General features: G+C 23.7%; 29 protein-coding genes, 1 other RNA gene and 4 pseudogenes. 18 read left to right on the plus strand and 16 right to left on the minus strand.

Annotated features, from left to right (window positions below; all coding sequences use genetic code 4):
* The first annotated feature begins 192 nt into the window (after positions 1–192).
* From ACE38S_RS01395 to ACE38S_RS01405, 3 genes are all read left to right on the plus strand, one after another.
* A complete protein-coding gene (locus ACE38S_RS01395; protein ID WP_374696045.1) occupies positions 193–381 on the plus strand; it encodes a hypothetical protein in 189 nt (62 codons plus the stop codon).
* Between the two features lie 147 nt (positions 382–528).
* Positions 529–795, plus strand: coding sequence for a hypothetical protein (locus ACE38S_RS01400; protein ID WP_374696046.1), 267 nt, complete (start codon positions 529–531; stop codon positions 793–795).
* A 1,445-nt stretch (positions 796–2,240) separates the two neighbouring features.
* Positions 2,241–3,191 carry an IS30 family transposase gene (locus ACE38S_RS01405; protein ID WP_374696047.1) on the plus strand — a complete coding sequence of 317 codons (951 nt, stop codon included), beginning with the start codon at positions 2,241–2,243 and terminating at the stop codon, positions 3,189–3,191.
* 753 nt (positions 3,192–3,944) lie between these two features.
* On the opposite strand, the gene ACE38S_RS01410 is transcribed toward ACE38S_RS01405, so the two are convergent.
* From ACE38S_RS01410 to ACE38S_RS01425, 4 genes are all read right to left on the minus strand, one after another.
* Entirely contained in the window at positions 3,945–4,163 is a 219-nt protein-coding gene (locus ACE38S_RS01410) for a hypothetical protein (RefSeq protein WP_374696048.1), read from the minus strand.
* Positions 4,164–4,878: 715 nt separating this feature from the next.
* Positions 4,879–7,701, minus strand: a complete 2,823-nt coding sequence (locus ACE38S_RS01415; RefSeq protein WP_374696049.1) for a cation-translocating P-type ATPase — start codon at positions 7,699–7,701, stop codon at positions 4,879–4,881.
* Between the two features lie 504 nt (positions 7,702–8,205).
* Positions 8,206–8,343 (minus strand): hypothetical protein, encoded by a 138-nt coding sequence (locus tag ACE38S_RS01420; protein WP_374696050.1) that lies wholly within the window; start codon positions 8,341–8,343, stop codon positions 8,206–8,208.
* 2 nt (positions 8,344–8,345) lie between these two features.
* Positions 8,346–8,483, minus strand: a complete 138-nt coding sequence (locus tag ACE38S_RS01425; RefSeq protein WP_374696051.1) for a hypothetical protein — start codon at positions 8,481–8,483, stop codon at positions 8,346–8,348.
* Positions 8,484–8,992: 509 nt separating this feature from the next.
* Between ACE38S_RS01425 and ACE38S_RS01430 the strand changes: the two genes are divergently transcribed.
* From ACE38S_RS01430 to ACE38S_RS01445, 4 genes and pseudogenes are all read left to right on the plus strand, one after another.
* On the plus strand, positions 8,993–9,139 hold the full coding sequence (locus ACE38S_RS01430; RefSeq protein WP_374696052.1) for a hypothetical protein: 147 nt from the start codon (positions 8,993–8,995) through the stop codon (positions 9,137–9,139).
* Between the two features lie 52 nt (positions 9,140–9,191).
* On the plus strand, positions 9,192–9,395 hold the full coding sequence (locus ACE38S_RS01435; RefSeq protein ID WP_374696053.1) for a hypothetical protein: 204 nt from the start codon (positions 9,192–9,194) through the stop codon (positions 9,393–9,395).
* Positions 9,396–9,398: 3 nt separating this feature from the next.
* The gene (locus tag ACE38S_RS01440; RefSeq protein ID WP_374696054.1) at positions 9,399–9,596 is read left to right on the plus strand and encodes a hypothetical protein; all 198 of its coding nucleotides are present in this window, start codon (positions 9,399–9,401) and stop codon (positions 9,594–9,596) included.
* Positions 9,597–9,608: 12 nt separating this feature from the next.
* Positions 9,609–9,731: pseudogene (locus ACE38S_RS01445) on the plus strand (IS3 family transposase); the annotation flags it as partial.
* A gap of 136 nt (positions 9,732–9,867) precedes the next feature.
* Here ACE38S_RS01445 and ACE38S_RS01450 read toward each other — a convergent pair.
* From ACE38S_RS01450 to ACE38S_RS01485, 8 genes and pseudogenes are all read right to left on the minus strand, one after another.
* Positions 9,868–10,131: a hypothetical protein gene (locus ACE38S_RS01450; RefSeq protein ID WP_374696055.1), complete on the minus strand. Its 264-nt coding sequence runs from the start codon at positions 10,129–10,131 to the stop codon at positions 9,868–9,870.
* 1,201 nt (positions 10,132–11,332) lie between these two features.
* Positions 11,333–12,151: a hypothetical protein gene (locus ACE38S_RS01455; protein WP_374696056.1), complete on the minus strand. Its 819-nt coding sequence runs from the start codon at positions 12,149–12,151 to the stop codon at positions 11,333–11,335.
* A gap of 148 nt (positions 12,152–12,299) precedes the next feature.
* An RNA gene (rnpB, locus tag ACE38S_RS01460) (RNase P RNA component class B) lies at positions 12,300–12,669 on the minus strand.
* Between the two features lie 286 nt (positions 12,670–12,955).
* Positions 12,956–13,060, minus strand: a pseudogene (locus tag ACE38S_RS01465) (DivIVA domain-containing protein); the annotation flags it as partial.
* A gap of 257 nt (positions 13,061–13,317) precedes the next feature.
* Positions 13,318–13,509: a hypothetical protein gene (locus ACE38S_RS01470; protein WP_374696057.1), complete on the minus strand. Its 192-nt coding sequence runs from the start codon at positions 13,507–13,509 to the stop codon at positions 13,318–13,320.
* Positions 13,497–13,679, minus strand: a complete 183-nt coding sequence (locus ACE38S_RS01475; protein WP_374696058.1) for a hypothetical protein — start codon at positions 13,677–13,679, stop codon at positions 13,497–13,499. Before ACE38S_RS01475 ends, ACE38S_RS01470 begins: the two co-directional genes overlap by 13 nt.
* A gap of 305 nt (positions 13,680–13,984) precedes the next feature.
* Positions 13,985–14,140, minus strand: a pseudogene (locus tag ACE38S_RS01480) (AAA family ATPase); the annotation flags it as partial.
* 682 nt (positions 14,141–14,822) lie between these two features.
* Positions 14,823–15,805: pseudogene (locus ACE38S_RS01485) on the minus strand (IS30 family transposase).
* A gap of 368 nt (positions 15,806–16,173) precedes the next feature.
* On the opposite strand from ACE38S_RS01485, the gene ACE38S_RS01490 reads away from it, so the two are divergent.
* The 5 genes from ACE38S_RS01490 (at position 16,174) to ACE38S_RS01510 (ending at position 18,622) form a co-directional block, all read left to right on the plus strand.
* Complete coding sequence (locus tag ACE38S_RS01490; protein ID WP_374696059.1) at positions 16,174–16,302, plus strand: hypothetical protein; 129 nt, start codon at positions 16,174–16,176, stop codon at positions 16,300–16,302.
* A 366-nt stretch (positions 16,303–16,668) separates the two neighbouring features.
* Positions 16,669–16,824, plus strand: a complete 156-nt coding sequence (locus tag ACE38S_RS01495; protein ID WP_374696060.1) for a hypothetical protein — start codon at positions 16,669–16,671, stop codon at positions 16,822–16,824.
* A gap of 325 nt (positions 16,825–17,149) precedes the next feature.
* Positions 17,150–17,347: a hypothetical protein gene (locus tag ACE38S_RS01500; protein WP_374696061.1), complete on the plus strand. Its 198-nt coding sequence runs from the start codon at positions 17,150–17,152 to the stop codon at positions 17,345–17,347.
* Between the two features lie 236 nt (positions 17,348–17,583).
* Positions 17,584–17,730: a hypothetical protein gene (locus tag ACE38S_RS01505; protein WP_374696062.1), complete on the plus strand. Its 147-nt coding sequence runs from the start codon at positions 17,584–17,586 to the stop codon at positions 17,728–17,730.
* Between the two features lie 553 nt (positions 17,731–18,283).
* Positions 18,284–18,622 carry a hypothetical protein gene (locus ACE38S_RS01510; RefSeq protein ID WP_374696063.1) on the plus strand — a complete coding sequence of 113 codons (339 nt, stop codon included), beginning with the start codon at positions 18,284–18,286 and terminating at the stop codon, positions 18,620–18,622.
* Positions 18,623–18,653: 31 nt separating this feature from the next.
* Here ACE38S_RS01510 and ACE38S_RS01515 read toward each other — a convergent pair whose 3' ends face one another.
* On the minus strand, positions 18,654–18,782 hold the full coding sequence (locus tag ACE38S_RS01515) for a hypothetical protein (protein ID WP_374696064.1): 129 nt from the start codon (positions 18,780–18,782) through the stop codon (positions 18,654–18,656).
* Positions 18,783–18,845: 63 nt separating this feature from the next.
* On the opposite strand from ACE38S_RS01515, the gene ACE38S_RS01520 reads away from it, so the two are divergent.
* From ACE38S_RS01520 to ACE38S_RS01545, 6 genes are all read left to right on the plus strand, one after another.
* On the plus strand, positions 18,846–19,004 hold the full coding sequence (locus ACE38S_RS01520; protein WP_374696065.1) for a hypothetical protein: 159 nt from the start codon (positions 18,846–18,848) through the stop codon (positions 19,002–19,004).
* Positions 19,005–19,355: 351 nt separating this feature from the next.
* Positions 19,356–19,490 (plus strand): hypothetical protein, encoded by a 135-nt coding sequence (locus ACE38S_RS01525; protein WP_374696066.1) that lies wholly within the window; start codon positions 19,356–19,358, stop codon positions 19,488–19,490.
* Positions 19,491–20,572: 1,082 nt separating this feature from the next.
* On the plus strand, positions 20,573–20,863 hold the full coding sequence (locus ACE38S_RS01530; protein WP_374696067.1) for a hypothetical protein: 291 nt from the start codon (positions 20,573–20,575) through the stop codon (positions 20,861–20,863).
* A 178-nt stretch (positions 20,864–21,041) separates the two neighbouring features.
* Positions 21,042–21,296 carry a hypothetical protein gene (locus ACE38S_RS01535; RefSeq protein WP_374696068.1) on the plus strand — a complete coding sequence of 85 codons (255 nt, stop codon included), beginning with the start codon at positions 21,042–21,044 and terminating at the stop codon, positions 21,294–21,296.
* A 39-nt stretch (positions 21,297–21,335) separates the two neighbouring features.
* Entirely contained in the window at positions 21,336–21,482 is a 147-nt protein-coding gene (locus ACE38S_RS01540; protein ID WP_374696069.1) for a hypothetical protein, read from the plus strand.
* Between the two features lie 342 nt (positions 21,483–21,824).
* A complete protein-coding gene (locus tag ACE38S_RS01545) occupies positions 21,825–21,983 on the plus strand; it encodes a hypothetical protein (protein ID WP_374696070.1) in 159 nt (52 codons plus the stop codon).
* A gap of 858 nt (positions 21,984–22,841) precedes the next feature.
* On the opposite strand, the gene ACE38S_RS01550 is transcribed toward ACE38S_RS01545, so the two are convergent.
* The 3 genes from ACE38S_RS01550 to ACE38S_RS01560 all read right to left on the minus strand — a co-directional run bounded on the left by ACE38S_RS01550 (position 22,842) and on the right by ACE38S_RS01560 (position 24,247).
* Positions 22,842–23,363 carry a lipoprotein gene (locus ACE38S_RS01550; RefSeq protein WP_374696071.1) on the minus strand — a complete coding sequence of 174 codons (522 nt, stop codon included), beginning with the start codon at positions 23,361–23,363 and terminating at the stop codon, positions 22,842–22,844.
* A gap of 111 nt (positions 23,364–23,474) precedes the next feature.
* Positions 23,475–23,747: a hypothetical protein gene (locus ACE38S_RS01555; RefSeq protein ID WP_374696072.1), complete on the minus strand. Its 273-nt coding sequence runs from the start codon at positions 23,745–23,747 to the stop codon at positions 23,475–23,477.
* Between the two features lie 200 nt (positions 23,748–23,947).
* Positions 23,948–24,247: a hypothetical protein gene (locus tag ACE38S_RS01560; protein ID WP_374696073.1), complete on the minus strand. Its 300-nt coding sequence runs from the start codon at positions 24,245–24,247 to the stop codon at positions 23,948–23,950.
* Positions 24,248–24,391: the final 144 nt, after the last annotated feature.

Below are 24,391 nucleotides of genomic sequence, written 5' to 3' on the forward strand. Positions count from 1 at the left end.
TGCCTTGCGGAAAGAATTAATCTAATTATGAATGAAAAACAACCTTTTAAAGCAAGCGGTGCTAATGGTTGATAAAAAATAGAAATTATTAACAATAATAAAGAAAAATATTCCATGCGAAAAATTGGTCAAATAGATCAAAATTAAAGATAGCAAAATCAACATATTACTATCAAATTAATAAATACGGCTATGGTTGATGTTAATAATTATGAACAAAAAGTCATCAGTGCATCCAATGATAATCGCAAAATTTATGGATCTTGTAAAATTAAAGCTTTTTTAATTTTACAAGATATTATCTTATCGCGAAGAAAAATTCGCCAAATTATGATTAAAAATCAGTTAGTATCTAAATGCACCAAATTTAAAATATTGTAATCATAAGTTGGTGGTTAATAACAACGAAATTAGCAACGTTTTAAACCGTTAATTTTAATAATTAATAAAACCCAACCACAACCCAATGAAGTTGTTGTTAGTGATTTAACATATGTTTAATGTGGTGCTAAATGACATTATCTTTGTTTGTTAATTAACTTGTTTAATCGTGAAATAATTGGCTATAGTTCTCGAACAAATAAAACAATACAACTAGTGCAAGAAACCTTTTATTCAATTACAAGACCATTAAAAAAAATTACGTTATTTCATACTGACTGGGGCAATGAATTTAAAAATAAAATAATTGATAATACCTTAAATATTTTTAACATCAAACAATCATTAAGTAATAAAGGCTATCATTATGATAATGTTATGGGTGAAACAACTTACAAAAATTTTAAAACATAATTTATCAAGAGGCAAAAATTTATAAATTTAACCCAATTAAAATACAAATTATTTAACTTTGTGCATTGATATATAACAATATTTGAATTAATGGTAGTTTAAATTATTTAACACCTGTTGAATTTAGAAAACAATTCATAAAAAAGTGTCCTAAAAATGTTTTCCAATCCGTTCTTTTTATTATTTTAAAAGTTATTTATCCTTTTAAAATTATTACTGTTATTTAAATTTTGTTTTTTACTTTATATTATTTTAAACTTTCATCATTCTTATAATTTTTAAAAATTAATTTATTATAATTTTCTAAATTTTGTTTAATCAAATTGATACTTTGTTTATCTAATAAAATATTAGAGTTGTTAAAAAAGTTTTCATCAATATTTATCATTTTTTACCCTTTTTTCCATAGTTTAGGACTTTATTATAAAAAATAATAAAAATGCAAAAAAAAGATAGTAATTTTTATTTAGTATGTTACAATTTAATTGTTAATTATTAGCAAATTAATTTAACTAAAAAAAGTAAAGTAATTTACTTTTTTTATTTTGATGTAAAATATAATTAATATATAAAAGAACCGTGATGGTTCTTTTATATATTTCTATTTACTCTTTTATTTAATTATATTCATTAAATAATAGTAATTTTAATATGCAAAAAAAGTAAAAAATGAAATAATTTAATCCAAAAACAGCAAGTTTACGAACAATTTATCATAAAATAGAAGAATTTTGGTAAGATAAATTACATAATATCCCCTATACTTTGAATAATTTAACCAATAAATTAGCGCGTAAAATATTCGGTTGGTGGGAATTTCCCAAAAAATAATAAAAATACAGAATTTTATTTCTGTCTTTTTTAATTATGTTAAAATTGTCATTAACCTTGTTTATTTTCAGAAAATAACAGCAAAAACTAACCAAATAAAACTATTATACCTGGAATGTCGTTTAACCAAGCAAGTGAGGACAAATAATATAGAGGGGGCCGTAGTACTGCTATGACCAATAAAAGCAATTATTTTAGGCAATATAAAAGAGTTATCATGGTTTTGGGATAAATATTTAACCCGTATAATGGTTAAAATGTTAGTTAGTGTTCCACAATAAAAAAATTTTAGAAATATTACTATTTATAAGAAGGTTTTGAAAGTGTCTTTAAAAGAACTCTGTTGAAAATAGTTAAAAATTAAATTATAAAATAAAACAATATTGATTAATAAATGTCAGTGTTATATTAATGAATACTTTACAAAATTAATCAAAAACAGAAAAGGTGTTTGATATTATAAAAAATATGTTTGTAATTATTTAGCGATTTTAGAATTTATTAATGCTAAATTATACTTGTAAGTGCAAGTAAATAAAATTGCAAAAAATTTCATATAAAAATTTCATGATGCTAAGTTTATTTTAGAAAAATTAAAGCAAGGAGTTTTTTATATGGGATATAAACATCTTGGCATAGATGAAAGAATTTATATTGAGAATCAATTGAAATTTAAATTAAAAATTAGTGAAATAGCTAAAAATCTTAATCGAAGTATTAGTACTATTATTCGAGAAGTTAATAGAAATAAAGATAATAATCATTATTTTTCATTAATTGCACAAAATAAAGCAGAAAATAGAAAACAATCACATGTTTATTTTCATAAGTTTAAAAATAGAGAATTAGTAAAATATGTACAACAAAAATTATTATTAGGTTGATCGCCTGAACAAATTTATGGAAGAATTAAAAATTTTCATAAAGAATGAATTATTAGTTTTAAAACAATTTACAATTGAATTTATTCTGGATTACTTGAAAAGGTTACTAATAAAAATTTAAGAAGAAAAGGTAAGAAACGAAAATCTCAAGAAAATCGCGGTAAATTTAATGGTAAATCAATTAAAGAACGAAATGTTAATGTTAATAATCGCATAACTGTTGGCCATTGAGAGGATGATACTATAGTATCATCGCGAGGTAAAAGTAAATCACGTTTAATAACTTTAGTTGAAAGAACATCAAGATTTACTTTAGCAATGTTAGTTGAAAATAGAACTACTAAAGTTATTAACGAAAACATTAGCCATTATTTATCAATTCTTCCAAATAATCTTGTTAAAACTATAACATTTGATAGAGGTAAAGAATTTGCTAATTGACAACAACTTGAAAAAAATTTAAATGTGAAAATTTATTTTGCTAATGCATATTCACCCTGACAAAGAGGTACTAATGAAAATACTAATGGGTTAATTAGAGAAAAATTTCCTAAAAAATTTAATTTTTCAAATACCACGAAAAATGCAGTTCATAAATTTATATTGTCTTTAAACCATAGACCAAGAAAAATACTAAATTATCTTTCAACAATCGAATATTTGGTTAGAAAAATAATTTAGTTGCACTTAACTTTACAATTAGGCAATAAACAAAAAATAAATGCTAACTTTTGATTTTTAACTTTGCAATGCCAAAATAATCATCAAATTCTTAAAAAATTAGTTTTTTTAAAAAATAAATGAAAAATTATTAATATCAAAAATTAGGAAAAATAGATATATATTATATATATATTTAAGAAATTTCACAAAGTGGACAAGCTGGAACACTAAAAAATAAACGAAGTGAAAGGGGATATCTATAAAGAGGTTAATCAACTAATTAAATAGTACTACATGAGGCATAAGAAGAGTAGTCACAAGTGATTATAATTAAACCAATACTTAAAGGAAACTAAACTATACCTAAAAAAGAACAAACAATAAAATTATTTAATAAATAACTATTGATAAATAAAAGAAAAGAAAGATAGTAAGTAATAATGTACCCATTTTAGTAAATAATAATAATAAAAAGTATTTACTATTTTTTTAATTATATCTTTTTCTTTACGATTTTAATACCATGTATTTCATTTTACAAAATCTTTTATATATTATTCGTGTTAATTATATATTTTATTATTGATTGTAGCTTTCTTAAGTAATGAATGAAAACTTTCTATAACAATATTATCTGCACAGTGGTAATTTTTCCTTATTGAAATTATAATACCGTTAGATAAACATTTATCGTAATAAATAGCGAATTTATATTGATATCCGTGATTTTAGATGAATTATTATTCCATTCAGATCTTTTTTTTATTAATTTTATTTTTTAATTGCATCATTTAAATTATCCATTACTAATTTATTGTCATTATATTTAGATCACTTTACATCAACTATTTCTTTAGTATATTCATCAATAATTGTTGATTGATAATATCTTTCTCCTTTTCAAATTAAATATGTTACATTAGTATATAATACTAAAAACCTTGTTTTTATATCATTGAATTTACAATTAATTAAATTAGGATATTGCAATAAAATTTTTTATTTATTTATTATGTTTATACTTCATTTTTCTTCTCATTTTTCTTACATATTCAGGTTATATTTGATTATTACACATAATCCTTAAAAATTTTTTTTGAATTATGATATAATATCATAATCTTCATTTAAATATTTAGTAATTCTTCGGTATCTAAATTGTTTTAAATTTTCTTCATAGACTTTTATAATATCATTTATTGCTTTTTTATCTTTTTTGATACTGTCATAATTTTTATATTTACCTCAATAACTATGTTTTAACTCCGTTACTTCTAATAATAATTTTATTGAATATTCACAACAATTTTGTTTAATAAAAGAGACGATTATTAATTTGTTTAATTGTAAAAGTCATGGAGTTTTTTAATAATTAATACTCTTTTTTATTATATTTAAAAACTCTTTTGGTAAAAGATATTTTAGATCATTTATGGTTGTTTAATTTCCTTTTTTTATGATTTACTCATTAAGATCTTGCTGTATTTTCATTTAGATTACATTGTTTTGCTGCTATTCAACAACTTTTTTTGTTTAATTTCCTCAATGATTTTTGTTCTAAATTCTGATGTATATTTGTTATATTTTTGTCCTTTTCTTGCCATATAAAATGCCCCTTATAAAAATTTAGCAAAATCTTTTTTATTTTACTTACTTTTTGGGGTGCAGTATAATCATGTCCTTTTTTAATTTAATCATTATCATTTTATAACTTTCTTATTTTAATTTTTCTAGGTTTTTGTAAGGATTGTTTTAAACCATGATGTCATCAAAAATAACAAGCATCAGTTATGATAATTATTGTCACTGGAATCATGGCCATCGCTAAACACGATGGAACAAAATATCAGTTGCTTAAATTATATACTTCTAAATCATTTAAATTTAAAACCTTATTATTAATTCAAGGAATAAACAAAATAATGGTATTTAAGAAAACAGCTACCACGGCAGCGTAAATTAATGGGCGATTAATAATTGGTGTAAAATGTGATTTTATTTTTCAATTAGTTAAAGTAACAGTATTGACAAACATACTTGGAACACAAGTTAGAGCAATAAAAATTCCGGTACGACCAAAGTCAGAAATTTGTAATTTCATATCAATCGTAATATTCGGATCACTACTTCGTAAAAAATCAAAAACTGTTTGATAACCAAAAGCTTCATATTCTTCCGCTGTGACAAAACTCATTCCAAAATAATAAGCCCCAATACAAACTCCGGATGTTAAGAGGGTAATTCGAATCATTGGTCCTCAAATATTCCGAAACAAAGGATTCTTATTTTGCACCGGTTTAATTGTCATTAAAGTATTATCATTATCAGCCATCCCGATACAAATTGCTAAAATTGATTCAATAACTAAATTCATTCATAAAATATCGGTTGCTTCAACTGATGAAACATGATTAATTAACGATAAAATAAAAATTGATAATACATTTGCTAAGTTAACCCCAATAACAAAAGTGATGGCGCGTCGAATTTTTTGGTAAACATTACGGCCTTCATTAACCCCTTTAATAATTGTTTCAAAATTATCATCGGTTAAAATAACATCTGATGCTTGCTTTGCAACATCCGTCCCCGTAATTCCCATCGCTACCCCAATATCTGCTTTGACTAAACTCGGGGCATCATTAACCCCATCGCCGGTCATTGAGACAAGATAACCCTTTTGTTGTAAAATGCTAACAATCCGCACCTTATGTTCCGGGTTAACGCGGGCAAACACTTTAATATTATCGACAATCCGAATCAATTGTTCATCTGACATTTCATTTAATTGTTCTGAAGAAATTACTTCATATTCCAAATATGCTAAATCTAATTCCTTGGCAATTGCCAAAGCCGTTGTGGCATGATCACCGGTGATCATAACAACTTTAATTCCGGACGCATGGGCTTTTTTTACAGCTTCAATTGCTGATTGCCGTACAGGGTCAATCATTCCAACAGCTCCTAAAAAAATTAAATTTGTTTCTAAAGCTTCTGAATCTTGTTCATGATCAAAATTAGTATTGTAAGCAAAGGCTAATATTCGTAATGCTTGGGCTGATAAATCATCAGCTAATTTTAATAATTTATATTTATCTTTTTTGGTTAAGGTTAAAATTTCATTTTTAATCATAATCTTGTCACAGTGCTCTAATAAACTGTCTAAAGCCCCTTTGGTAAAAGTTGTGCTAACCCCTTCAATAACATTTAATGTTGACATTAGTTTTCGTTCTGAATCAAAAGGAACCTCATCAATTCGTTCTCATTTATCACGAGAATCTTGTTCATCATAAGCAAATAATTCAGCATAATCCACCAATGCTAATTCGGTTGGATCGCCAATTCGTTCTTTATATTCCGTAACACTATCATTACACAACACTAATGCTTTTAAAAATAAATCCTGGTGCTGATCAAGATGACCACCAATGTACTGATCAGCATTAATAACATTGTTATTCATAATTACTTTTTTAACAGTCATCTTATTTTGTGTTAAAGTTCCCGTCTTATCAGTACAAATAACATTTACACTTCCTAGTGTTTCCATACTAGTTAGTTTTTTTACAATTACATTTTGCTTCGCCATTCGTTTCGTTGAAAATGATAAAGTAATGGAAACAACAGCTGCTAATGATTCTGGAATAATACCAATTGCTAAAGTAATCGCAACCATCAAATAACTAGTTCAGCCATTCTTATCAACACTAAAGTATAATGCTAAAAAGATAACAACAGCAATAATAAAACTTAATCCCGCAATTCAATATGAAAACTTTGTTAGTTTTTTTTCTAAATTAGTTGCTGTTTCTTCTGTTTCATTAATTGTTGTGGCAATTTTACCAATCTCAGTTTGTTGACCAACCTTAATCACAACACCAATAGCACGACCAGCAGTAATAAAAGTTGACATAAAAGCAATGTTTTTCATTTCGGATAAAATTGTTGTTGGTTCAATTTGGAAAGCTGTTTTATGAACAGGAACACTTTCACCAGTTAAAATTGCTTCATCAATAAAAACATCTGATTGTTCAATAATTCGTAACTCCGCCGGAACATATTTTCCGGATTCTAAAATAACAATATCACCGACCGTTAATTCATTCGCTGGAATTTCTTGTTGTGCATCATTCCGAATGACAACCGCTTTGGGTTTCGATAGCGACTTTAAAGAAGCCATTGATTTTCGTGCTTTTACAGTTTGTATTGTTTCTAAAATTGCATCAAGAATAACAATTGCTGCAATCACCGAAAAATCAATAAAACACTCCCTTTTAATTTGTCAGTTATTACCAATCATAGGAGCAATAACTGAAATTATCGCAGCAACAATTAAAATTAATTGAATTGGTTCAAGTAATGCTTTTCCAAAGATAACATATCATGGTGTTACTTTACTTTTTGGTAATTCATTTTTACCATATTGTTTTTGCCGTAAGATCACTTCTTCATAATTTAAGCCAGTTTCAAAATTAGTGTTTAAAAAAGTTTCTAAGTTACTATTACTTTTGGATATATATTCTTCCATCATTAATGACCTTTCTGCTCTTTGGTATCGTGTAGATACAAACGACAAATTTATATATTATTAGATTAATAATAAAATATTTTTAATAAATTGCAACCATTTTTTCAAAAAAAATAAATTTTTGTAATTTTATCTTATTTTAAGTACATTTAAGCACACTAAAAATAATTTATTAATTTATTAAATTTTTCAAATAAATTTATCTAAAATTCTCTAAAAATACCTCTTTTGAAGTTCTTCAATTTAAACACGATCGAAGTTTATCATTTATAACATTAAATATTCAGTCTATTTTTTGTTGAGTAACATTATTAAAATATGTTTCCTTTTTTAATAAATGTCTAAACTCGCTATTTATATGCTCAATTAATGTTTTTTGTTGTGTTTTACCAGAATTACAAAAATAAACATTAGCATCAGTAATATTTTACATTTCTTCAAACTTACTAAATTATTTTTCTATATCTGTTATTATTCCTTTAATTTTCTCAACTAAACCATTAATTATAACCATATGTTCAAGTTTTTTAAAACTTCACTTGAATTATTTTTTTCTAATTTCATTGCAAAATAATTTTTACTATTTTGTTCAATTAATACTAAACAACTAGATTGATGATCTTTACTAACCGCCGCATCCATTTTTAAAAATCCAACATAATTTTTTTATTTTTAATATCTCGTATTAACTTAAATTTATCATCTAATTTACTATGATTATCATATTTTCCTTTTCTTTTGTAATTTTTACCGTGATGTCGTAAATTTTGTTTATTTAACACTAATAAATTTAAATAAATTAATTTATATAAAGTTTTTTTATATTGAATAGGTTACAAGAAGTTGAACCATATTTATGTGGACTTTCAAATAAAATATAATTATGAAGAAAGTAAAAATATAAAAATAGGAAGAAATTTATATACCGATGAATTTAAAAAACAAATTGTTTTACTTTATCAAAATAGCAAAACATTCTTGAAATTTTTAAATAATATAAGGTGTCAAAATCAACTATATATCAGTTAATTGAAAAATTTCATAATTCTGGATTTTTTAAAGCAAAAGATAATCACACTGTTGAAAAAAATTAACTGATTGCCTTGCAAAAAGAATTAATCCAATTATAATGAAAAACAACCCTTTAAAGCAAGTAGTGCTGATAATTAGCAAAAAATAGAAATTATTAACAATAATAAAGAAAAATATTCCATGCGAAAAATTGGTCAAATAGGATCAAAATTAAAGATAGCAAAATCAACATATTACTATCAAATTAATAAATACGGCTATGGTTGATGTTAATAATTATGAACAAAAAGTCATCAGTGCATCCAATGATAATCGCAAAATTTATGGATCTTGTAAAATTAAAGCTTTTTTAATTTTACAAGATATTATCTTATCGCGAAGAAAAATTCACCCAAATTATGATTAAAAATTAGTTAGTATCTAAATATACCAAATTAAAATATTGTAATCATAAGTTGGTGGTTAATAACGACCAAATTAGCAACGTTTTAAACTGTGAATTTAATAATATTAATAATAACCACAAAAACCAATGAAGTTTTGTTGTTAGTGATTTAACATATGTTCAAGGTGGTGCTAAATGACATTATTTTTGTTTGTTAATTAACTTATTTAATCGTGAAATAATTGGCTATAATATCGAGACAAATAAAATAGTATAACTAGTGCAAGAAGCCTTCTATTCAATTACAAGACCATTAAAACAAATTACGTTATTTCATACTGACTGGGGCAATGAATTTAAAAATAAAATCATTGATAATACCTTAAATATTTTTAACATCAAACAATCATTAAGCAATAAAGGCTGTCTTTATGATAATGCTGGGGCTGAAACAATTTACAAAAGTTTTAAAAAATAATTTGTCAAGGAACAAAAATTTATAAATTTAACCAAATTAAAATACAAATTATTTAACTTTGTGCATTGATATAACAATATTCGAATTAACAGTAGTTTAAATTATTTAACACATGTTGAATTTAGAAAAAAATAACAGTCCATATAAAAGTGTCCTAAAAATGGTTGTTAATCCATATGCTGGAAATTTAACATCAAACTTTTTTACAATTTACAAATTTCTTTTTAAATTATCTAATTTAAAATTTCACGGCAATCATTTGGATATAATTTTACTTTAACTTTTTTCCCATATTTTTTATATAAATCAGTAGTTTTCATAACCATTTTTCCATATTTTCCAACCTAATAATCCGCCCCAGCAAATAAATAACAAACGGTAATGTATCGGTGGTATTTTTAATATTATTTTTATTTGTAATAAATAATAATCCTGTAAACATATCTTTAAAAGCGCTTTTTTTAAAAACTTGTCCGGTTAATGGATCATTTGCAAAAGCTTCTTGTGCTGTTTTTATCTGTTGATAATCTCACACACATTCGCTGCCTAATTCCCTTCGTTTTTATAACGAGCGTTTAGTAGTGCATAAGAGAATTTATAAATAAAATTATCTTTTGATTTTTGTCCCTTCAATTTTTATCCAATTTTAGCCATTCGAACCCAATATTTTAACAATCATTTTGAATAATGCGCTGTTCCGCAAATAACTAAATCTTAAATATTTGTTCCATATTTTATTGCATAATAGCGAACCATCAAAGAACAACCCATTGAATGACCAAATATTACAATTGGTTTATTTAGAGGATAAAGCTATTTGAAATAAGTTGTTGTTTTATATAAATCATCAATAATCTTTTCTTAACCTTCATAATCAACAAAAAACCAAGGTATTCAAACAAAAGTGCAGTTTTACCATGCCCACAATAATCTTCCATAACAATAATGGTCGCATGAAAAAGGGTTTTGAAAAAATTATAGATTAAATAAGAATAATAAACCTTTTATTAAAATTGTTTTTTTTATTTGTAAAACCAAAATTATTAATTGATTCAGAGAAAGGACAGTATCTTAAATATTTACATAAAAACTATAATAACTTTTTGATACCCCATTTAAGTTGTATTATACATTTATTAAATATCTTAAAAATCTTTACAAAGTGTACCTGTTTTTCTCCTAATTTAAGGTGTTGTTCTTTCTTTGTTTCAGTTAATTAATTTTGCTATAAAAAACTTAATATCAAGAAAAGAAGAAGATAATGAAAATTAATAAGCAACAAACGATATGTGATATTGATTTGTAACAATTATCAATATCATTTATTGTAAAATAATTTTTATCAAATAAAGTTTTATTAACTTGTGAAAAACATAAAGATTTATTAAATCAGACAAAAGATAAAAAACAAAAGCTATTTTATCATAAACTAGAAAATTCAAAAATTATCTTTGATTGAGAAACTGGTTTTTTAAAATTTTGATTTTAAAAAACAACTTAATGCATTCACGGTGCTTAAATTCGCTTAATCATTTCTAATGGTGTTTCTTGCTTATTAGTTTGGTTTTTTAATGTAACTCATTGTAATGTAAATTCTTCTCAATTTTGTTAATATCAATTAACTCTTTGATTTTCCTCATAACCTCACCTTATTCTTAAAAAATGCGATCATAATATTTTATCTCGTAGCAATGAATTATATCAAAAAAACCTTTTTTAAAATTTTAAAAAAGGTTTTATACATATATTCCATAGCGGTCAGCCAGCTGTCTTGTTCGTCTTTCTAATAATAAAAATAAAGTAGTATTAACAATATATTTCCCGGTAAAAATTCCAAAGAAAATTCCGATAAAAATTAAAGTATGCTGTCATGATTCAAAAATCGAAGCCATTCCGTCAATATCATGGCCATGATATTGACCAACATCAGTATTACCTATATTTACTAAAATTTTTACAACAATTATTATAAATGAAATTGCTTCAATTAAAGCACATATTGGAATAATAATAATAAATGCTAAAAATTTTTTTACGAAATTAATGTTACTAATTTTATGATGATGATTATGAGCTTTTTTAACATGATGATACTCATGAATATTATGGTCTGTCACATTTTCTGGCACCGTAATTTTTGCGTAAGCATTGAATAAAATATAATAAACAAATCATGTTATAAACACAACTAAAATATTAGAAATCATAAAAAACGCCATTTCAATTCAGGTATGATACCCATCAATTAAGTTATGAATTCATGGTAAGGATACTCCTTCTAGTAAAGCAAATCCTAACCCAACAATTGAAATTGAATAAATAATTACTAAAGTATCAAAAAAACGTAACCTAAAAGTTGCTCCCCAAGGAGTTGGCACATTAAAAACTTCTAATAAGCTTAACCCAACCGCCACTGCTAAAAAAATAGCAGAAGTCGCAATTTTAAAAGTAATTAAACTTTGATTATATAATTCTTTATGAAAAACTGATTTTTTAATTCGTGCTCAAATCTTATCATTTTGCACTGTTAAATTACTGTTAGTATTTTTTTTCATTATTTTTTCCTTTCTTATTTATAAAAATTATAAATTATTTTTTAAATATGGGTCAAGTTAAATAATTTATTTTTATAAAAATAAATTATAACTAATTTAAATAAAAATAAAAATAGATTAATATCTATTTTTATTAATAAAGTTACAACATCATAACCCACGTTCTGTTTTTATTTTCTTAAAATAAAATACTAGTTATTTATCTATCAATCATTAAATTAATCATCTTGTTTCTTCTGCTTAAAAACAAGAAATTCCCTTACCAAAATTTAGGTTTCTCGCTTGTGGGGTTTACCCGTTCCATTTTTTAAATTTCTTTAAAAACTCGTTTCTGTGGCACTTTTATAGAAAAAACTCCATATTATTAAATAATAACGTAGGATTTTTTTCAGCCGTCATAAGTTACCCTTATTCCTAATTTTATGAATTAAATTAGCACAAACACTACAATCATCACAGACTGTGCGAGCGTGGAGTTTCCTCTATTAACATTTTGTTAATAGCAACTAGCTCTGTCATAACTCATAATAATTATACTATATCTTCGCTCTTAATTAAACAAATCTAATTGTTATTTATTTTACCCTCTAAATTATGAATTCGTTTAATTAAATCCGTCTTTGAATACTTCTTCTTCTTCTTCTTCTTCTTCTTCTTCTAAGCGCCGCTTTTGTACTTTTGTTTCATCAAGTTGAGCGCGTAACACATCATTCATCTTGCAAACTCATTTAATTGTTGACGCAAATATTTGATTTCTTTATTAAAATCATTTGTAATGTACTCAAAAATTCAATAATCAGTGGCAATCATATTTAAAAACATATCAACATCATTTGGATCATAACCTTGATAATCAACTTTAAATTCTTTATTAATAATATCGGTTGCTAGTAATTTAATTTTTTTCATTTTTACACCTAATTTGTAAGGAACAAATTATCTTTTTTGATAATTAAATTATTGAAGGAGAAAAACAACAATGCTACTACTAAATAATTGTGAATTATTTTTATAATCTTTACTTAATTATAATATTAAAAAATATTATGATAATAATATTGGTCTCTTTTTAAACGACCAATAACTATTATTTCACTGGAAAAACAGCAACATTTAATCACAAAAAGTTTTGTTGTAAAATTCTCTTATAAATTTGAAAGTGCTCGTTATCGTCTATAATGGCTTCAAAAAGGGGTTTTAACCTCCATTACATTCCGATTAATTAACGGGATCATTTCTTGATTAATTCATATTTTACAATTAATAATACATCCTTGTATTCATAAAGCAAAACGTTTGTCGGGACCTTTGATGGTGGTAAATGAAACAAAATGATTAAAATTAATTAAATTATTCATCTTTTATTTCAAACAATATTCACAATATGTGAACCATTTGCTTGTACTAAAATTGTTTGTCTAGGTCGTCCAGGTTTAAATTTATTTTGATTGGTAAAAATAAAGATACTTAAACCATCAACAAGATGTTTTTCAATATTATTTAATAAATCACGCCACTTTTTTATCATCTGTATCTTGAATAATAATCGGTAAAATATCTGGTAAATTACCAAATTTCAGGTCAACTTTATATTTTTCTTTAACTGCCGTCTTAATTGGTTGTAATTTTTGGGTAATTAATTTCGCTTTAAAATTAGTATCTTTAATAAAATTAAAAGGAATAATATTATTTCCAATTCAACCTAATAATTCTGGTTGTTTAAATTAAATTCGAAAATGATCGGATACTTTTTTGAATAAATTTCTTTTTAATTTCCAAAAATGGTAAATTATCATCAATTCCACTTGCTCCAATATTAGAGGTCATAACAATAAATGAATCAGAGAAAGCAACCGTTTGACTTTTATTGTTCGTTAAGCGTCCATTTGCTAAAATTTGTAAAAATTTATTTAAAATTCACGGATGTGCTTTTTCGATTTCATCAAATAATAAAACACTAAAGGGCTTCTCTTTAATAACATTGGTTAATTAACCTCTTCTTCATAACCAACATAACCCGGTGGGGCCCAATTAATTTTTGATCATTCGCTTCTTGATTACATTACGACATATCAAAACGAATACAATATTTTTCATTCCCAAATAAAAACTTCGCCAACGCTTTTGCTAATTACGTTTTCCCAACTCCGGTTGGGTTGGTCCAACAAAAAAATATTCCTTTTGGTTTTGTTCGTTTTTTTTTCGAATATTTAACCCTGATAATCTGGTAAACGCTTTGTAAACAATTTTATTAACTTTTCAATTGAACGATTTTGCTCAATAACCGTTTTAAAATTATTCTTCAATTGTTGATAATTTTTCATAATTAATTTCTTATAATAGTTAAACATTATCCTTATATTGATAAGGATTTAATATTTTTTTAAACGGTAATTTTAAATGTTCCTTAATACTATTTGAAAATTTAATCAATTGATAAATTTATTTTAAAGTTCATTCCTCCATCGTTTCATAAATATCTTGCAATTTTAAATTATACGTTGCATCGTGTAGATACAAGTTCCAAATTTTTATCTCTTGTTAGATTTATAACAACACTCTTAAAAATAAATGCAACTATTTTTTAAAAAATAAAATATTTGTAAATTTATTATATTTTAAGTATATTTAAGTACACTGAAAAATAATTTATTAAATTTTTCAAATAAACTTATTTAAAATTATTTAAAAATACTTGTTTTGATGTTTTTAAATTCAAAATAGGCCTTAATTTTTCATTTATAACATCAACTACTCAATCTATTTCTTGTTGCATAACATTATTAAAATCAGTTTTCTTAGGAAATAATTCTCTAAGTTCAAAATTAATATACTCAATTAATTGTTTTTGTTGTGGTTTACCAGGATCACAAAAATAAATATTATAATCAGTAATCTTTTCCATTTCTTCAAACTTACTAAATTCTTTTCCTCTATCTGTTATTATCCCTTTAATTTTTCCAACTAAACCATTAATTATAACTATATGTTCAATTTTTTTTAAAACTTCACTTGAATTATTTTTTTCTAATTTCATTGCAAAATAATTTTTACTATTTTGTTCAACCAATACTAAACAACTATAATGATGGTTTTTCCCACAACAGTATCCATTTAAAATCAACCAAAACTAGAAACTTTATTTTCAATATCTCAAATTGATTTAAAATTAATTAATTTTCCACTATTATCAGGTTTTTGTTTTGTTTTATATTTTTTACCACGATGAAGCAAATTTTCTTTATTAATTATAATTTTCCTAAGAGAATTAATTTATATAAAATTTTAACACAAGCAGGAAATTTAACACCAAATTCTATAAAATAACGATAAATCAATTGTTCGAATGTATCGTGGTATTTATTAAAACAAGATTTAATAAATACTAACTGCTTTTTTGTAAATTCAGGTATTTTTTAATAGATTTTTTACGCTTTTGTTTATAATATTTGTGAGAGCATCTAATGGCTTATAATCTTGTATATTTTTAAATCGCTTAATTTCCTTCTTTAAACAGTATTAATCTCGCGGGTCCATTTGTCTTGCTATTTCTGATAAATTAATCGCACCATTTTTCTTTTTAAAAGCATCAGATAACAATAAATCATTTAAAAATCTTCGTTCATCAAATTTTACATGTGTATAATTTTGCATATATTTGTATTTCCATTTCTTTTATTTAAATTCATTTATAAACGAATTTTTTTTAAAAGGTATTGACAAATAACTTTAAAGATATATTATTATAATGTAACAAGTATCGAATTTGTATCTTTTTATGTCTGTATACTAAAATAAAAAGTAAATTTCTTTATTTTTTTTAGTTTTGATGTAAAATATAAATAACAAAAAATAACCGCGATGGTTTTTTGATATATTTTTATGTATAGTTTACTCTTTTATTTAATCATATTCATTAAATAATAGTAATTTTAATATACAAAAAAAGTAAAAAATGAAAGAATTTAATCCAAAAACAGCAAATTTACGAACATTTGAGCGTAAAATAGAGCAGTTTTGACGTGATAAAACCTAATAATATCTCCTATACTTTGAATGATTTAACCAATAAATTAAATCTTTCTCGGGAGGGCAAAAAAGTGAAGATATGATATTTACGCGAGCGAGAAGATAGTTACTTTACTTGATAATAAGTATTCACTACAAGAAAAAGAACTTGAAAAATAATTAAAATTAAATAATCAACAACCAATAATTATTAATTTACAAACAAGTATTAGAGATATTAAAAAAGTGATAATAATACTTAATCATTTTGCTTATTTATTAGAAACTCCTTATTGATTATTACAAAATAGTAATATTGGTAATAAATATCGCATTTATTAAAAAATATTAATTAGTTAATGAAATTAATCAAATTGGGACAGGATATAGCGGTAAGACTATTTCAAATATTAAAATGTTTTGTTGAATTATTAAAAATTAGTTTATTAATTAAAGAACCGATTTGTATAATTGCTAGTGTGTATTAGAGTAAAGATTTAAAATATAGTATGTTTAAAAATATATGAAATATGTTAGATGAAAATAATATACATTATAGTATTAATTTATCAAATTTTACTTTTACTTTATCGAATGATAGCAAAATATATTGTAAAATTTTACATCCGACAAAGTCGGAAAGAAAAATTAAAAACCTTTGCTAATTTGAATAAATATAAATTAGTTATTGATTGAAAGGAATAATGTGACCAATTTAAAATAAAAGATGTAAGTTATTTAAAGTTTGCTATTAGTGGTTATCAAAATAAAATAACAATTAATACATGTAATCCTGAAAGTTTAAAACGATATATTGTTGGTTATTGTAATGAATTATTATCTTTTAATGAAGAAATAATGCATAGTAAATATGAAAAAATTAAATATATTAAAAAATAAAATATGAAAATTATTATTCATTATTCTAGTTGAAAACTTAATTATTAATTACCACAAGATAAAGTTAATGATCGATTAAGATTGTAACAATTGAATATTGAAAGAACAAAAGTGTGGAGTTGAGAATTGCCAGAGACAAACACTAGTTGATCAATCTTTGCAAGACATATTTATATTATGCAAGTAACCGATATTATTCAACCAACGAAATTATTGGGTGGTGTTGATATTGCTAATGCTAATAATCCAAAAAAAATATACAACATCAGCAATTTTTTGATTATATAATTCATTTGATAAAAAAGCATATAAAATAGCAGAATATACTCATTCAAATGCTACACATCAATTTAAAACTGAATTAGAACAAGTAAAAGATATTTTATAGTTTTATAATAATAAATTAAATCAATACTTTAATTTAAATACAGCAGGGTAGTATTAGTCTAAATGTATATGATAGTACTTATTCAACGTTACAAAGTTTAAATAGAGAAAAATATAATTATTTTTTTGGGCAATATATGACATTTAACCCATCACAAAAACAGAAATTTAAAATAAGATATCGTATTGAAGCATTTACAATGTTGATAAATAAAAACCAATTAAAATTATTATGAGAAAAATGTTCTGTAAGTAAAACACAATATGAATTAATTAAATGATAAGATAAACCAAATGCCAGAGAAGAAAAAACGCTAGACTTATATGGTGATATATTTGATAGTTATTTTTATACTTTACATTTTGAATTAATATCAATGGTTAAACATAATAGTTCAACAGATTATAAATTATAACAACAAAGGGAGTAAATAACTTAATTAATTAAAAAAAGATATTTATGTAATACATGATGAGCGTGTAATAAATGCAAAAGACCATATATATCTGTTTGCGGACAAGTTAAAAAAAACTTTGTCAATAATTAGAAAAAGATAATATCGCAATATGTAAATTAACTTTATATAACGAATATATTAAGAAATATCAAAAAGTTAAAGTGTATGTTTAAGTTTTAGTAAATGAGTCAAATTTATTAATAGTAAATATTATTAATTATGCACTTATCTTAAAATTAAAGGAGCAAAATAACCATGAATAATACTTTCCTTATTTTATAAAACTTAAATGATATTAATAGTGTTTTAAAATTTTATAATTATGATTTAACAATTAATTTAGCAAATATTATTGCTCGCCATCAAACGCGATTAATAAATGGTAAAGATATTTTATTTAAGTCTCCATCATAAAGACATTTTAGAAAAATTAAATTGATGATATGAAACTTATAAAATAAAAAAATTAGATAAAAATGAATTAACAGCAAGTTTAATGGGTAAAACTATTTTTGGTTTATTAGAAAATAGTGATGGAAATATTGATTTATGAATCAACCATTTTAACTTCATATCATGCGTAAGTAAAATAAATGAAATTGAACAAGATGATGATATTTTATTAAATTATCATAAATCAGATAATGATTTTATTTTAAATTTAATTTGTACCAAAGATAAAATAGTTATTAATGTTGACCCAAAAATAACGAGGTAGTTGTTGGACAAAGTAAAACACAAATTAAAGATTATGTTAGACCTGTTTTAGTCCAAGAATTTAAAAATAAATTAGGTATAGTTTCTTTCTGAGAAACGATAAATGAATCTAATCCTTTATTTTTATTAACTTTAACTACTTTAAATCCATTATCTACCATGGCAAATTTTTATAAATTACAATTTAATTTATAAGATATTTTTGATATTAAGTTGAAAGAAAGATGAGCATATCGTACACGCATTGATATGATCAATTAGATGATAGTTTACTTGCTACCTATAATATGGGAAATAAAAAAGTATATCAAAATATTTTTGATGATATTTTTATTCAATCAAGTCAAATGGCATCAGATGAGACATCATCACAATATTTATAAGTAGTAACAATATACACCAAAATTATAAACATATACCTAATACCAAAAATCTATTATTGAACAAAGTATATTTATCATGTCATTTTTCTAGTCCATTTGACGATAAATCAGATGGTGATCAAAATAAAACCCAATCATTATTAACTTAAAAACAAAAGACTTAGAAAAACAAGCCTATTTACAAGCATACCGTAAGCAATGTTATACTAAAATGTTTGATACTGTTTTAAAATATTATGGTTTATGAGATGGCACAGGCGAACGTCCTTATGGTTTTGATTTATTAGTGCTAGTTTAGTTGACCAAATGTGATAAAATGAATTAATTACTGCTATATTAGATAATGGTAAAATGGAACCAATAAGAGCCATAACTGAATATGACAATATCGATGAATTAGAAGCAACAAAATATTTTGAAAAAATAGAGGCATGACAAGATAAAATGCAAGCCAAAGAGATCGAACATAATAATAAATTAATGTAATATGATTAAATTGGTAATAATCAAAATGCTTTACAAGGTAGAGCAGAAGTTGAGGAGAATTAAAAAATTAGTATAATTAACCCACAGAGGTTATCGAATAATTAAGAAAACAGGCAACGATACTTTAATAGATATAAGAGAAAACATAAAAGATAATAGACATTTAATGGTATTTCCTTTTAATGTTTATAGTTAATATGTCCTTGATATTGAAACAGGTTGAAAACCTAATAACGCTAAACTAAGTAATTACGGTAGTTATTCACAAATATTTGATAATATGGAAAGTACGATTGTTTAATGACAAGATAGTTTAAAAATAGCACAAAAATATAAAGGTGAAGAAATTAATATCTTAACTATGGTTGATTTTAAAAATCAACCAGTTTAACTCAATTATGATCAAATAACAAGATACTTTTTGTTATAAAATTAAAAGATGAACAAATAGCAATGTTTATTGAAAATTAATTGATGGTGAAAACATTTATGATATTAATAGAAATGTTATAATACTTAAATAAATATAAATTAAGTTATTTTATGAATAATGATAATAAAGCTGATAATTTTTATACAAAAGAGGTTAATATTGATAAATATATAGGATGCTTATGTGATTGATGATAAAAGTTCAATTCAATTTAGATAAGCTAAATTTGAACAAGTATTTACCAAGCGATCAACCGAAAAACAATACACTTTATTAAGTTTAGATGAAGATGCAAGTAAATTAAATATTAATAATGATTATTATAATTTTTATACTTGTATTTAATGACTGTGGTTTAAATATTGGTGGTGGTGATATTAATTATGCACCCCCAAGAATAGACAATGATTATATATATCAAATGTTATTATTAATTATTATTAACCTTATGATGGTAGTTTTTTTATGACAAAGAAATTACTTTTTCAAGTATTAATAACAAAATTAGTTAATAGTAGTTTATCTGTTATAAAAATTTATTAAAACATCAGGCGCCCCGGGGAAGGTTATTGTTTTTCTAAAATAACTTATAATGAAAAAATAAATAAAGGCATTGTTTAATTAGATGAGGTTTTATTTAAAGACCCTGGTGTTTAGATCAATGACGGTTAAATTTTATGGTAATCCGATCTTTTTTGATATGCCAGTTATTGATCGACCAATTATTAAAGGTCAATTTAATCCAAAAGTAATGAATTATCGTGATTTATTAATGTATAACATGTATCCTTGTCCACCCAACAAAGTAAATATTTATGTTTCACCCAAAGTAAGTTTATATAACATTCAAGGGATTCAACTAATTATGATAACTGGTTATAAAGATTGAAAAACAGATATGGATAGTAAATATGATTTTTTAAATCAAAAAAATAGTTAAATTATTGTTATAACTGATAAAACAAATTCAACAGCAACAAATCCCACTGTTGGCACAACTATTCATACAGAAGATAAGGATTCTAAATTTTATTGATCAAAAGATTGAAAAATAACACCACCAAACAAAATAAAAACAAACGGGTATAGTTAACAATATTATTGGTACTCAAGCATCATTGTATTTTAGAAGAAAAGATGAATTTGATAATACGGTTGATCAAGTTCAAATTGAATATAATAAAATGGGTGCATGTAATGTTTGGGATATTTTAAATATGAATAATTTTATTAACCGTCAAATAACTGCATTACCTTTAAACTATAATCAAAAATTAGTATTTAATCCTTTTACAATAACCGGTGGAGTTGGTAAATTCTTAAAATTTATTTCATTTGGTATTCCTTGGGGTTGATTAATTAATCAAGATTAAAAAACTTGACCTAATTTTCAATGATTAAATGGGTTTTTTATGAGTGCTAATATTTATAGTTTTTATAATGATGCGTTTTGAGGTGATAATGTGAAAAATAAAGGTTATTTACCATTTGAAATATTTAGAGAACAAAGTAATATGATAAAGTTGGTGTTATTTTTGGAGCAAATGTCACTAGCTTAAATTTTACAACTTTATTAATCAATAAATTAGTAGGTACTGTTTTAACTAATGATGGTAAACCAACAAATAATATAGTTTATTAAACATATAATTTAAAACAATTAAACAAAAAAAACCGAGTTTATTTAATTAATTAACTAACCAAAAGTGGTAAATGCTCAAATACCAGTTGGTCGTAGTGAAAAAGATAATGATTGTGAATTATTACAAACACCTGATGGAACAAATTGTAGTTATATTATTGATATGTTTTAAATACAAGCATTATATAAAGATAATTTCAAAATTATCTTTTGTGCTTATAACCCATATACTAATAATGAAGAAGGTTATTTAAGATTATTGGTATGAAATTTTCGTGAAAAAACAAAAAGTACATTAAATAGTTATTTACGCGATATGACAATTAATTATAAAACTAGTTTCTTATTACCACACGACTATGAAATACCAACCTTTAATTATCCACAATATGTTTTTTATCCCACCATTATCATATAATTATCCAGATTATACAAAAGATATCTGAGCCGGCTAATACAGTCCAGCCATTAAAAACTTAAAATTAATTCACAAATAAAATGTTCACAAACAGATAATTATCCAATGAATTTATTTTCTGATTAATTTAATTCTGCTTATTGTGAAATAGAAATTAACTTAAAACAAATTGACCCAACAATTCAAAATATAAATAAATTTATTAGTTCTTATAAAACAATAGAAATAAGTAATCTTAATAATATACAAGTATAATGTGGACAACCAGATATAGAAGATTTTATTTCTAATAGAAATATTGATTTATATGGTGGAGTTAAAAATTGTAATAATTTATTGTTTTCATTATTAGATTTGTCGTTACAAAAAGATGGTTATTCACAAAATGATAAAGTTAATTTACCAAATACTTTTTTACAAATAAAGGATACGAAAGAAATACCTATAAATGATGTTTAAACATTTATTACTGCTTATACTGACGGGGATTTGATGATAAGATTTATTTTAATAAATATAAAGCACCAGATATTAAGTATAAAGTATATTTTTCAACACAAATAACAAAATGAAAAAATAAAGACAATGACAAAATTAGAGAAACATATTTACAAGCATATTATACTAATTATATGAAATTAAAAATTATATTTTAAAAAACATACCTTATTAATTTATCAACAGCAATTATATATAATACTAGATGGTTTTGAGGTAATAAAAAGTCAATTATTTTAGATGTTAATAATTCTATTTTAGGTATTAGAAATAAAAGTGATAATCCCATTAAGATTGCATTTAAACCAAGATAAAAATAAAAAAGATATTTAATTGATACTATCATTAAATATCTTTTTTCTATTCACCCTCAACTTTTATATTACTGTTTTCATCTAAAATTAAATCAGGCTCCTTAGTATCTAAATTTCAACGATAAACTGATTTAAAACGATATTTATTACTAATTCATGGCGAAACAACACTTTTAGAACGGATAAAAAGTGCGTTAATTATATCATTTTGTTGATATCATTCTAAATTTAGTTTATACTCTTCATCTTCATTTTTACCATTAAGTTCTCTATTTGTATGTAATCTATCCACTAAAATATCATTTTTAAACTTGGTAATATTTCAATTTTTACTTTTTCATACAACATAATATCATTTATCATCAACTTTATTAAATGGTTTTTCTTGTGGTGCTATTCATTCTAAATTGTCTTTAATTTCTTGATTTTTTGTATTTATTTTATTTTCTTCTTTTAATTTTGCTAATTCTTCGGGGCTATATTTTTGCGATGTATTACAAGCAACTAAAATTATTGTACTTGTACTTGTTAATGATATTGCGCCAATAATACTTAATAACTTTTTCATTTTTATAATTCTATTATTTTATATTTTGTTAATTTAATTAAAAATGGTAATAAATAATTATTTAGTTCCATACAATTTATAAATTTATTAAATTTTATTTTTTAAACAATGTTATACTTCCGTTGTTAAATACCCATTTATATTTATTCCATCTGTTGTAGCAAAATGTGTATATATAACTTTATAAACTAAACGTAAAAATAAATTATTACCATTATTACTTGGAATAAGTTTAATAGCAGAAATATAAACACTTATTTTACTAAAAGCTAGTTTATTAGGTAGTGTTTCACTAAATAATTTTTCTGAATTTTTATTAAATGGGAGTTCGTCTGATCTTTGCGCTTCATAACTACTAAATCCCCTGCCATTACTAAATTGCAATGGTGGTAATTCTCTATAATTATAATCATGCCTTAATTAACTAAGTGAAGAAATATTAATATCTTTTGGAGTTAATACAAATCCAGCAATTCCACCAACACCATCTTTACGACTAAATGTTATATTAGTAGACCCATTAAAACGAATAAAATTAAATTTTTTAGTAAATTCATTTCAATTTTTAATATTTGTATAATTTGTTACATTAATATCAGCAAATTCGTAAAATGTAAAATAAAATTTCCTAATAAATTAACTGATAAATCGAGCAACCCGCCATCAGGATTAAAATCAACAGTAGTTTTATTCAAATTAATAATAGTTTCACTATTATTTTGTCTTTTATCTCTATTTAAAGTTTCTAAATTATTTGTTTGTTGATAATCAATTTCGCTATTTTTTATAGTTTCTTGTTTTTGATAATGACTAGAGGCAATTGTTGTTGGTACAGCAGCTCCACTAATAGTTAATATGATTAATAAACCAATTAACTTTTTCATACTTGTTTTTCTCCTTTTTTTATCTTGAAACTTTTTATCAAGATCTACCTGCATTATATATATATATGTATATATATACAAGCAAAATTAGGAATTATTTTAATAATTTTATCTTGTTAAATACCTATTATTACACGTTTTAAA

Origin of the sequence: Spiroplasma endosymbiont of Polydrusus formosus (assembly GCF_964263245.1) — a bacterium.
Classification (GTDB): Bacteria; Bacillota_I; Bacilli_A; order Mycoplasmatales; family Mycoplasmataceae; genus Spiroplasma.